We start from the raw sequence: 11,015 nt of genomic DNA, 5'->3' as shown, positions 1-11,015 counted from the left end.
GAGCGCTGGTCTCATAAGCCGGAGGTCGAGAGTTCAAGTCTCTCTCTTGACACCAAAATATTATTTCGCGCCCAAGCGCCTTTTTACGATACCGAAAAGCTCGCCGCCTTTCGAATATATTATTATTTTACAAAAAAATTCCTATAGTTTGGCTTTGTATTTGTTTGGATTTGAAAATAAATATTTATAAATTCTTAAAAGCAAATGGTAAAATTACGCACTCGATACTTTTTGCTAAAATTTTACGGGAGGGATCATGAAATTTAAAGATTTTAAAGCTACAAACTGCGCCAACTACGACTTTTTCACCGCCGAAGAGCTAAGCTATAAAGAATTTATCAGGCTTAGTTTCGGCGAGTTCGCCCGCAAAAATCCAAGCTCTAACTGGGCGCTTAGCATCGACGATAGGAGCTTTGATTCGTTTCCGAATTTTACTCAAAAGCATCCAATTTGCTTGTCTGATTTAAATTTTAAAGATAGCATCTTTCAGTTTAGGATCTGCTCCGAAAACAGCGTCCAAAGCCTAGGGCATCGCATTTTTACATGCCTAGACGGCATCCACAAAGACTTCGTCGCAAGCGAGATCAAACAAACCGACGAAGTGATGATGAGGCTAAAGATGGGCGTTTTGAAGGACTTTACCTGCGTCTCGAAGTGCGGTTGGTGGATAACCGACATCTGGCGCGATATGTATCCGGTAGCGGATGAAAGCGAGAGCGAAAATTTCGTCGCAGATATGCTTGATAGCGAGTTTTCGGCGCAAATGCGGCTCATAAACGAACGACTTTTGAGCGCGCAAAATAGCGGCGAGCTTGACGGGCTCATCGCCGAGCTAAGGACACAGGAGTAAATTTTTAAAATTTGCTCGTGAATTGTCCTAGATGCGGCGGGCGTACTCTCGCATCTTACGGATAAATTTTAAAATTTACCGCCTTAAATTTATCCTAGCTTGCCGTTTGTCGCACAGCTATTTACAGGATACGGCGTGAGTCCATAGTCTGCGGATTCGACATTCCAAAAGTCCAAATTTGCGCTACGCGAGACGATATACTCAAAGCCCTTTTGATTTAGCTCGATCAAAATTTCAAATTCCTCGCCGTTTTTGCAGACGATACTTTCGAAAAAGTGCGAAAAGCAGGCGATCTTTGCGTTTTCTTTCTGCATCGATTGATTTAGCATGAGCTCCATGTTGCTTAGAATTTTAAATACCGTCTGGCTGGTCTCAAACCTGCCGAAGCGCGCGTAATACTTCGCTAAATTTTGCTCGTTTAGCGTAACGGATTTCGTGCAGTTTTGCGTTATCTGCTCGTATATCACGCCGAAAAGCTCAATCGACGCGTTTTGATTATCTATCGCCTTGTTTTCGTGGTTTTCGATGACAACAAAGCCGTCTTTTATGCAAAATTTCTCGTTTTTATAGTAAAAGCTCACTCTTGCGATCTCTTGCTCGAAGCGCTTTTTATAAGTGAAGGGCAGATACGTTGTAACGCCCATTTTATCGATGATCGCAGAGCTTTTGACGCCGCCGTCCAGCTCGTGCTGCATAAAGTAGCGGATGAAGCTGCCCTGTTCAATATCAAAGCTATTTAAATACTCGATCTTATCCAGATACGCACAGCGGTAGAGCCGCACGAACTCTGAATTTAGCGAGATATTGATCTCGTCGGGGATGTCGCCGTATTTCTCGCTTTGCGGCGCGTCGATACGTTCGATAATATTCATCTGTTTTTCAACTTTGTCTTTTACGAAAATAGTGATTTTGACTTGTTTCATCTCATAGAAGCGCTTTATCGTCTCGGTCGCGCTTTTGGTGATATCGGTCTTAAATTTTTTCGCGAGCTCCGATTTTTTGAGCGTCAACGAAAAATCGCCGTTTTTTAGCTTGTTCTGCGAATACAGAAGATAAAGCAGCTCCTCATAAATCATCAAATGCGAGTAGGTCAAAAATGTATTATCCACGACTATGACATAATAGCAGCGCGTTACGGAGTATCTTTTGTTGTCTCTTAAAAAGTCGTTGTAAATTTTTAGCTTGCTCGCGTTTTTCGATACCTTAAATACGTCGTAAGATTCTAAAAATATATTTTCCATATTTCGCCTTAGGTCAAGATACTTTTGAAATATTACACAATATTTGTTTAAGTTGTTTTAAATTTTATCTTAAGGATAAAAAATATCAGCGAGTAAAATAATTTGTAAAATTTTAATTATATCTTTAATATTCACTTAAATATAATAAAATAATTTATAAAAATAGATTTTTTGTAGGAAAATTTTATACAAAAAATTTAATATGAACGAAAAAATCTATTTTTTAAACTATAATTAATAAATAAAATTATATTATTTCTTTAAGAATAAGCATGCTTAGGATTAAATTTTATTAGGAAAGGACGGTTTGAAATGGAATTTCTTATTTTGACGCTATTTTTGATCAGCGGGCTTATATTATATTTTAAGCCGCAGAGGAAAAATCTAGCTACGGGCTGTGCGGCGGCAGGCTGCGCGATATTGATCGCGCTCGAGTTTTACGTAAATTTATGGGTCGTCGTGCCGGTAGGCAACTTTTAGGAGGGCGATATGCAAAATTTAGAACAAAATCAAATTCCCGCCGCCGAGCGAGGATTTTTTAACCTAATGTCGCTAGCCATCATTGCCCTCGTGGCGCTCCCGGTCGGCATAGCCTGTTTGATACTGGGCTTTGGTATGGGAGATAGTCCGTGCGTGATGTGCTGGGCGGAGAGGATCACTATGATAGCCATCAGCCTTATCGCGCTTTTTATCCTTAGATACGGTCTAAAACCCGGCTACGTCGCGGCGCTTTTGCTAATGGCTTGCTGGGGAATGTTCAACGGCTTTATCCATTATAGCCTTGACGGTACGTTCGGCGGCTACCTTGACATAAAGCAGGGCTTCGGACTTGAAATTTTAGGTGCACACACGCAGCTTTGGGTCATCGTCGTAGATTTTTGCGTGATCACATTTTTGGCGGTTATATTTTTATGTAGCAAAAATTTGGGCGAGATAATGAAAAAGAGCGCGAGCGGCGAATACGGCGAGTTTTTGCGCTACTTGCCTCTAGGCAAGATCGCAAATTTAATCTTCATCGTCATCATCGCCGCAAACTGCGCACAGGCCTTCATCGTCTCGGGTCCGCCGCCGTATCTGGGCTCTAGTACGCCGGCTAGGATGAGCCTTGATCCTGCAAAATGGTTCTGGGAGAAAGATCACTGGCAAAGCGCGCTTGATTTTAGATTCGATTGGAATCCGGAGCTTCCGGATCTGCCAAACTAAGGAGCAAAAAGATGAAAAAGCTGATGATTTTTACGGCGCTAGCGGCTCTGGCGTTTGGATTTGAGTTTAATCTCGATAGCAAAGCGGGTGCGCTTGAGGGCGTGAAAGAGCTCGGTACGCCGAGTGCGGAAGTGAGCTTAAGCTTACAAAACGACGCGCCGATTACGGGAGCAGACTACGACGCAGATAAAAAGCAGTTTGCGCTGGTTTCGAAAAATAACGAATTTTACGTTGCGGATGAAAATTTAAAGCCGCTTAGATACGGTAAGCACGATCGCCACTTTATAATGGAGATGGAAGCGACCGTAGGTGCGACGTGGTATAAAAACGAGCTTGGCATGATAAGCTTTAATAAAACTTTCGTATTTTATGAGCCTGCGGACGGGCTTAGTGCAGAGGAACAAAATAGCCAGTGGAGGCACTTGACCGAGGGCTGGGATAAATGGAAGCTAAACGATCTCGGCAACAAAGGGCGCTTCTCCACGCTTCGAGCAAAGCAGCAATACATCCTCGGCTGGGATTACGACGCGGCTGCGAATAAATTTATCGTTGCGTCCGTGCCTAACGACGTGAGGGATTATTGGAGCGTGGCGGTGTTTGACGGCGACGATAAGATGATTTTGGAGGAATTCATTCCGCAAATCGGCTCAAATTTAAAGCTAAAAGAGGGCAGGAGCCTAGGCGAATACTATGTCACGGGCATCGACGCTCAGCCTGATGCAGTTTATCTTTTGAGTAAAAATTTCTCGACCATTTTAAAGCTAAATTTACAAACGCATGCAATTGAGGATGCGTATAGTTTTAGCGGAGCGGCAAACGCAAGAGCGCTTGCGGTGAAGGACGGCAAATTTTATGTTTTTTCGCGCGAAGGCAAAGAAAATAAAGTTTTCATATACGATATGAAATAAAGCCCACATTTAAGGAGAAGAGATGCAAAGACGTTCTTTCTTAAAAGGCGCGGGAGCGGCTCTAGCTACGGCGGGAGCCTCTCCAAGCCTATTTGGTATGGAGCAGTTTGAGGTGGATTTTAAACCGAAATCCTATAAAAACGAACAGGGCGTAGAGTATCACTACCTCACCTGTCCTAGAAACTGCCGCGACGCCTGTTCGATGATTGCAGAGATCAAAGACGGCAAGATGGTTAGCATCAAGGGCGATCCGAAGCACCCTCTAACGCAAGGCACGGTCTGCGTCAAAGGTCATACCTACGCAATGCACCTATACAACGCCGATCGTATAATGTATCCGATGAAGCGCGTCGGTAAAAAGTGCGAGGGTAAATGGGAGCGCATCAGCTGGGATCAAGCGCTAAAAGAGATAGCCGCAAAGCTTACCGAGATCAAGGCAAAATACGGCGGCGAGGCGCTGACGGAATTTGTCTATTCGGGCAACGAAGGGCATATCTCAAAGACTATCGCGCCTGGAAATTTCTTTGAAAAATATGGCGCTACGAGGCTTGTACGTAATCCATGCGACTGGCCGCGCTATGCGGGCACGCCGAGCGTTATCGGTACGGACTTTTCAAAAGACGCGCTGGAAGTCGATGAGAGCGATATGTATATCAGCTGGGGCTCAAACGAAGCCTATACGGCGGTGCACTGGATCAGATTTGCCCACCGCGTCAAAAAGCGAGGCGGTAAGATCATCGTCATAAATACGATCAGAATTCCGCTCGCAAACCAAGCCGATATGTTTATCCAGCTAAAGCCTTCGAGCGATCCGGCATTTTGTCTAGCGGTCTGCAAATTTTTGATAGAAGAAGATCTATATGATCATGAATTCGTAGAAAAATATACAACCGGCTTTGAGGATCTAGTACATGAGTGCTCACTCTACACTTATGGCGAACTATCTGAAATGTGCGGAGCAAGCGTCGATCAGATCAAAGTCTTTGCGCGAGAATACGCCCACGCCAAAGCGCCTGCCATTATGCACGGCGACGGCGGCCAAAGACACTTTAACGGAGCAAGGCTAGTGCGTGCGGTTACCTTCTTGCCGGTACTTACGGGCTGCCTTACAAAACTTGGCGGCGGATTATTCTGGGCTTACGTGCACGTAAAGGGCTGCTTTAACTTCGATAACTGCATGCCAGATCTTTCGCCGAAAGACGCGGAAGGCAAAAAGATAGAGCGCCAGCAAATAAGCTATATAGAATTTGGCAAAGGTATCCAAAAGGAAAATCCGACCTATCTAGGTAAGCCGATAAATACGGTCATTCGCGCCTGTATCAACTATAACTCAAATTTGATGGTAACGGCGCCCAATACGAATTTAATCAAAAAACGCGTGATGGACGACGATTTTTTCTTGGTAGTCATCGATCCTTACGATACCGACACCTGCGATTACGCTGACTACGTATTGCCGGGCGTTACCTTTATGGAGAGCGAAGATATTCAAAACGATCAAATTTCGGGCTACGTCTGCTACAACGCCCAAAGCGTCAAACCGCTGGGCGAAGCCAAGACGAATTTGGAATTTTTTAACGCTCTAGCCAAGGCGATGGGATATACCGAGGAGTGCTTTGACTGGGATAGCGAGACGGTTTGCAGAAGGTTTTTAGATACGGAATTTGCCAAAAAGCAAAATATCACTTACGAAAAACTAAAAAGCGTAGGCTGGATCAAGCCGTTTAGAACGCCTGAGACGATGAAAGATCAGTTTCCTTACTACCCTTATGCGCCGAAGGACAAGCTGGTATTCGGTACCAAAAGCGGCAAGTGCGAGCTCTACTCCGAATCTTTCAAGGGCGCAGGCTATCACCCGGTGATCGATCTTGACGACGATTGGGATTACTACGAAAAACATAAAAATTTCGGCAAAGATTATTTGAAAAAATATCCGCTTTATTTTATGACGCCGGGAACGCAGCTTCAGGATAACTCAAACTGGGGCAATATGCCTTACATCCTAAAACGCGTCATCGTAAAGGGCAACGCCGAGCTATTTATGACGCGCGAGGATATGCTGGCGCGCGGTATCAAAGAGGGCGATACGGTTGAAGCCACAAATGAAAAGGGCACGGCGATATTTACGGCGGTTGAGACTAATCAGATGCAGCCGGGCATCGTCTATGCGTGGAATAATATCTGGGTCAAAGTCACCAAATCTCGCACGGGAGCGAACATCCTTTGCTCAGACGGAGTGAGTGATTTAGGCAACGGATCGACCTATACCGCAAGCTTTTGTGAAGTAAAAAAAGCTGCAAAACAGGAGGCATAAAATGAAACGAAAACAAGGATTTTTATTTGATTACAACTTTTGCATAGGTTGTAAGGCGTGTGAAATTTCATGTCAGGTCTATCATAACCAAGACCCCGACATCAACTGGCGCCATGTCGATATGATGCTCATCCATGAAGACGAGATCGAAAAGGAAATTTTCATCTCGCATTCGTGCCACCATTGTGAAGAGCCTGCGTGTATGGATGTTTGTCCCGTGGGAGCTTACATTAAGCTTGAAAACGGCGTCGTTCAGCCGCTGCACGATAAATGCATCGGCTGTGGATACTGCATCGTAGCCTGTCCTTATGGATCAATAACCAAAGGCAAAGACGGCAAAGCGCAAAAGTGCAACCTCTGCGCCGAGAAGCTCGAGCGCGGCGAGGAGCCTGCGTGCGTAGCGGGCTGTCCTTGCGACGTGCTAAAGCTGGTCGATAGCGACGTGAGCGATAGCGCGGGGATGGAGAAAGAGATGCCGGGCTTTAAGCGCTTTTTTACGAAGCCGAACATCCGCTTCTATCCTCGTATGAAGCGCAACGAGTTTATCCACTAAGGATAAAAAGATGCGTAATTTAAAGCAGAGTCTTTACGTCGAGGACTTTTTGAGGCAGGTATTTTTGGTACCTCTTACCAGTGAAAATTTGGACGAGCTTTTAAATTTGACGCAGGATTTTGCGCCTAAGCTTAAAGAGCACAAATTTATCCTCGAATTTGCCAAATGCAAAAGCGAGCCAAGCTTAATCGATGAAATTCGCTACGAATTCAATAGGCTCTTCGTAGGCCCTAAGCGTCCCAAAGCCGAGCCTTACGAGTCGGTGTATTTCGACTATCAAACGATGTTTGGGGCAAAGACGATGCAGGTGCGAAGCTTTTATGAAAGCTCGGGGCTAAAACTCGAGGATGCGCAGCTTGATAAATTTCCCGACGATTTCATCGGGTACGAGTTGCAATATCTTTATTTTCTAAGTTTTAGCGCGCTAAAGGCGGAGGATGAGGCTAAATTTAACGAAATTCTGCGTAAAAAGGCGGAATTTATCGCCGCTCATCCGTCGCAGTGGTTTTGCAAATTTGCCGCTCGTTGCGACGAGCACGCAAATTTAGACGTTTGGAAGAGTTTCGGGAGCTTTTTAAATCTCTATCTAAATAGCGAGATGGATGCGCTTAAAAGTGCGCTAAAAGATCCTGAAGTTTTTGAAAATTTAAAGGAATGACAATGGTACAGACGACTTGGGGATGGCTCATAGTCATCTATCTATTTTTAGGCGGTCTAGGCGCCGGGGCATTTTTGTGCTCGGCTTTGGCTTACAAAGGCTTTTTGGGTTCATTAAACGAGAGGTTTTATAAATTCGGCTTTCTGCTAGCACCCGTTGCGGTAATAATAGGAACCGCGCTTTTGCTATTTGACTTGGCGCCGAGCGCCGCGATAAATCCTCTTAAAATTTTGCAGCTCTATACGCGCCCAGTTTCGATGATGAGCATAGGTACATATCTGCTTACATTTTTCATCGTGGTTAGCGTTTTAGTGCTTTTGCAGATCAAAAAGAGCGGTAAAATTTGCGATATGATGCTCACGCTCGGAGCTATTCTGGCGCTTGGAGTGATGGGGTATACCGGGCTACTACTTTACGTCGTAAAGGCGATCCCACTTTGGGCTAGCGTATGGCTGCCGATTTTATTTACGATCTCCGCGATCTCTACGGGGCTTAGCGCAAACGCCGCCGCTACGCTAAATGCCGGGCACGGCCTAAGCCACTGTGCGCATAAATTTCACGTCGTGTTAGTCGCGCTTGAGATTGTTGCGGTGCTAGCGCTATTTGCTAGCGTGAGAAGCGAGGCTGCGGGTATGGCTAGCGTAACCAAGATAGTCGGCGGCTCGCTTGCGCCGATGTTTTGGATAGGCTTTGTTATTTTGGGGCTTGCACTACCGCTGCTAGGCGGAAGTAAATTTATGCTTCGCAGCTGCAGCGTGAATGCAGACGGCAGCGTCTGCGCGCACGGCGGCGAGGAGATAAAAAGCTGCGTTTATAACGAATACGGCGTACTTGTGGGCGGCTTTTGCCTAAGAGCGTTTATCGTGCTCGGCGCGGTCTATATATTTTAACCCTCCTTTCTGATACCGGTCGGGCGCAAGTCCGACCTAATTTAGTTTTGAAATTTATATGATTTTTTATAGACTATGAGCGATGCGGCATTGAGAGCTCTTAATTTAAAAATTTTGGCGCAAAAATTTAACCACATTTAGCAGGCGCTCCTTAAATTTAACATACGGTGTTGCGACCCATGCAAAAGTGTGATCAAAACACGTTGCACAAAATCTCTTTGTGCTCGTTGTAACGTTTTTATCTCAAGACTGTTGTCAATTGATAAATCGCCGCGATTTCTTGTGCTTAGTACGTATTACTACTGGGCTTATGGGCTACTTGAAAACTGTGGTATTTACATTTGCTTACTAATAATCAAAAAGATCAATTTCATTATTTGGAATAACGCTATCTAATTTATCAAATTCGGATTGGAGAAAAATAGGCGTATTGCTCAGTATATTCAACATATTTCTACCTTTTACCCAACTATAGTTCCATAGATTTATATGGCTATTCTGTAATTTGCATATTTTCTCGGAAAATTTAAATTCATTTAAATTTTCTTTCAACATTCTATGTAGCCAAATTTGTGCAAAACCAGAATTAGGCATTTTGCTTAATTTTTTGTAAACCAATAAAGATATATTTTTACTATCATCTAATTCTGAAAGTAATTTGCTAATGATTGCGCAACATACAGGTATTGCCTTTGGATTATTATATGCAATATCCGTTGTAATACTGATAAGCTGTTCTTTATTGCGTATCTTTCTTTTTTTATTTCTAATTTTTTCTATTTTCTTGTCAAATTTATTTAATGCCGTATTTAGACTACCAGAATTAGCATAATTAACACTATGCTGCCTAATAAGCAATAGTTGCTTCTGCAAACCGATTCGATAATTTTGTGGAATAAATAACCAAGCCAACTTATCCTTCTTTATTGATTGAGTGATAACATCTTGACTCCCTTTTGTTTTGCTTGCATTTAATTTCAATCCAAAAGGCATCATGATTTCAGAAAGTAATTTCAAAATTATTTCTCCATCATTAGAGTTATTAACAAATATCCGATAATCATCGCGATAGCGAAGGATTTTATAGTCTACAATACCCTGTCTTTGAAGAGTAACGCCCAATATTCTATCTATATATCCCAATACAATTTCAGCAATAAAATCCATTAACACGGAACCTTGCGGAATACCATTGGTCTGTTTATATTGTGCATTTTGAATACTTGTATCAATGATATTCCCCAGTAAACCCTTATTGTTTCTTCCCTGCTGTGATTTTGCAATTGTTTTGCTTTCCACTGCCCAAGCAATCGAATGTGTATATATTGAGCCATAACAATCTGCCACATCCGTATCAAAAACGAAGTCATACTCCAGTGAAAGCAAAATAGACTGCTGTTCTACTTGTTCCCACCAATTTGAAATTTGCTGAGCCTTATCGGATTGTTTATTTTCGGATTGAACAGGTATGCTTAAGCATCTTATTTTTTCGTTTTTACTAAATTTCTTAAATCTTGCCTGCAGCTTCTCCCAATTTATCTGTTCGGTTATCTCATGTACTAATGCCACATAGACTAAAGGATTTATAACCTGAAATGGTCTCCATGATAGTTTACCATCTTTATTGGTATATAAAAGATGGTTTACATCATCCAATTCCCCCATTGCACTTTTTGATTGACTGAAATCATTTAATAAATTTTTTCCAGAATATTCATTTGATACTTTTTCTAATAACTCAGAAAATGAAAAATACCTTGGCAAGTCTATATTGCAATAGCTTTCATGTTTTAAAAAAAATTCTCTTGCCTCAGTAAAATTTAGTTCTAAAATACTTTTTCTGCTCATTTATTGGTTATTCCTTGCTTATTTTATCTGATTGTTTATGTTTAATCTTCCCAAACATACACGCATACCCCACTGACCAACCTCAATTTCAAAGCAGACTGTAGCCGACAAATTTTTCTACTGGTAAGCAGATCTTACAGTGATGTTTGCCAAATTTACGATGCCTAGCAATAGCACTTCTTCGGCGAGCTTATCTTGCCTTCGTCTTTATGGCTTTTATTTCCTTTTCGACCTCTTTTTTTGTCTGCATTTAGCGCCTGGTCTGTTTCGCCCGCATTCATTGGTGCGGAAGCCGTTAACAGTTTTGGGATTTGTTCTTTTATTTTCTCTTTTTTTGGGCCAAATTTACAGTAATATTATAGCGAATAGAGCTTTAGGTGATCTAACAAAAAGGAAAATATCAAAGTTGCTTGGTAGTTTTGGATGAATATGCAAATATAAAATTTGATCACTGAGCGAGAGGCTAAGCGTATTGTTTTAAATTATGGCTCAATCAAACTTAAGCGGATTCTCTCTTATCAGTTTCAACAGTTTCTGATATAAGTTTTCC

Annotated in this window: 10 protein-coding genes; 8 read left to right on the top strand and 2 right to left on the bottom strand. The window is 42.6% G+C overall.

Annotation, left to right across the window (positions count from 1 at the left end; all coding sequences use genetic code 11):
- Positions 1-256: 256 nt before the first annotated feature.
- Positions 257-850, top strand: a complete 594-nt coding sequence (locus Q0614_RS06385; RefSeq protein ID WP_298787379.1) for an effector protein — start codon at positions 257-259, stop codon at positions 848-850.
- Between the two features lie 89 nt (positions 851-939).
- Here the strand turns inward: Q0614_RS06385 and Q0614_RS06380 are convergent, their stop codons facing one another.
- Positions 940-2,091, bottom strand: coding sequence for a hypothetical protein (locus Q0614_RS06380; RefSeq protein ID WP_298787377.1), 1,152 nt, complete (start codon positions 2,089-2,091; stop codon positions 940-942).
- A 312-nt stretch (positions 2,092-2,403) separates the two neighbouring features.
- Between Q0614_RS06380 and Q0614_RS06375 the strand changes: the two genes are divergently transcribed.
- Genes Q0614_RS06375 through nrfD form a run of 7 tightly spaced genes read left to right on the top strand, consistent with a single transcriptional unit; the run spans position 2,404 to position 8,617 of the window.
- Positions 2,404-2,571 carry a hypothetical protein gene (locus Q0614_RS06375; RefSeq protein WP_169765898.1) on the top strand — a complete coding sequence of 56 codons (168 nt, stop codon included), beginning with the start codon at positions 2,404-2,406 and terminating at the stop codon, positions 2,569-2,571.
- 9 nt (positions 2,572-2,580) lie between these two features.
- Positions 2,581-3,294: a disulfide bond formation protein B gene (locus Q0614_RS06370; RefSeq protein WP_298787375.1), complete on the top strand. Its 714-nt coding sequence runs from the start codon at positions 2,581-2,583 to the stop codon at positions 3,292-3,294.
- A gap of 11 nt (positions 3,295-3,305) precedes the next feature.
- Positions 3,306-4,202: a hypothetical protein gene (locus tag Q0614_RS06365; protein WP_298787373.1), complete on the top strand. Its 897-nt coding sequence runs from the start codon at positions 3,306-3,308 to the stop codon at positions 4,200-4,202.
- Positions 4,203-4,224: 22 nt separating this feature from the next.
- Positions 4,225-6,516 carry a molybdopterin-dependent oxidoreductase gene (locus tag Q0614_RS06360; protein ID WP_298787371.1) on the top strand — a complete coding sequence of 764 codons (2,292 nt, stop codon included), beginning with the start codon at positions 4,225-4,227 and terminating at the stop codon, positions 6,514-6,516.
- A 1-nt stretch (position 6,517) separates the two neighbouring features.
- Positions 6,518-7,069 (top strand): 4Fe-4S dicluster domain-containing protein, encoded by a 552-nt coding sequence (locus Q0614_RS06355; RefSeq protein WP_297882056.1) that lies wholly within the window; start codon positions 6,518-6,520, stop codon positions 7,067-7,069.
- 10 nt (positions 7,070-7,079) lie between these two features.
- Positions 7,080-7,727, top strand: coding sequence for a molecular chaperone TorD family protein (locus Q0614_RS06350; protein ID WP_298787369.1), 648 nt, complete (start codon positions 7,080-7,082; stop codon positions 7,725-7,727).
- 2 nt (positions 7,728-7,729) lie between these two features.
- Positions 7,730-8,617 (top strand): NrfD/PsrC family molybdoenzyme membrane anchor subunit, encoded by an 888-nt coding sequence (gene nrfD, locus Q0614_RS06345; RefSeq protein WP_297951100.1) that lies wholly within the window; start codon positions 7,730-7,732, stop codon positions 8,615-8,617.
- Between the two features lie 348 nt (positions 8,618-8,965).
- On the opposite strand, the gene Q0614_RS06340 is transcribed toward nrfD, so the two are convergent.
- Positions 8,966-10,465 (bottom strand): RNA-directed DNA polymerase, encoded by a 1,500-nt coding sequence (locus Q0614_RS06340; RefSeq protein WP_297923051.1) that lies wholly within the window; start codon positions 10,463-10,465, stop codon positions 8,966-8,968.
- Positions 10,466-11,015: the final 550 nt, after the last annotated feature.

This window comes from uncultured Campylobacter sp., from assembly GCF_937997595.1.
GTDB lineage: Bacteria > Campylobacterota > Campylobacteria > Campylobacterales > Campylobacteraceae > Campylobacter_B.
The sequence above is the reverse complement of the archived record's forward strand: the minus strand, read 5'-3'. Positions and strand labels throughout refer to the sequence as shown.

Excerpts from the sequence above, each read along its gene's own strand:
- Q0614_RS06385 (WP_298787379.1), top strand. The coding sequence starts at position 257 with ATGAAATTTAAAGATTTTAAAGCTACAAACTGCGCCAACTACGACTTT.
- Q0614_RS06380 (WP_298787377.1), bottom strand. The coding sequence starts at position 2,091 with ATGGAAAATATATTTTTAGAATCTTACGACGTATTTAAGGTATCGAAA.
- Q0614_RS06375 (WP_169765898.1), top strand. The coding sequence starts at position 2,404 with ATGGAATTTCTTATTTTGACGCTATTTTTGATCAGCGGGCTTATATTA.
- Q0614_RS06370 (WP_298787375.1), top strand. The coding sequence starts at position 2,581 with ATGCAAAATTTAGAACAAAATCAAATTCCCGCCGCCGAGCGAGGATTT.
- Q0614_RS06365 (WP_298787373.1), top strand. The coding sequence starts at position 3,306 with ATGAAAAAGCTGATGATTTTTACGGCGCTAGCGGCTCTGGCGTTTGGA.
- Q0614_RS06360 (WP_298787371.1), top strand. The coding sequence starts at position 4,225 with ATGCAAAGACGTTCTTTCTTAAAAGGCGCGGGAGCGGCTCTAGCTACG.
- Q0614_RS06355 (WP_297882056.1), top strand. The coding sequence starts at position 6,518 with ATGAAACGAAAACAAGGATTTTTATTTGATTACAACTTTTGCATAGGT.
- Q0614_RS06350 (WP_298787369.1), top strand. The coding sequence starts at position 7,080 with ATGCGTAATTTAAAGCAGAGTCTTTACGTCGAGGACTTTTTGAGGCAG.
- nrfD (WP_297951100.1), top strand. The coding sequence starts at position 7,730 with ATGGTACAGACGACTTGGGGATGGCTCATAGTCATCTATCTATTTTTA.
- Q0614_RS06340 (WP_297923051.1), bottom strand. The coding sequence starts at position 10,465 with ATGAGCAGAAAAAGTATTTTAGAACTAAATTTTACTGAGGCAAGAGAA.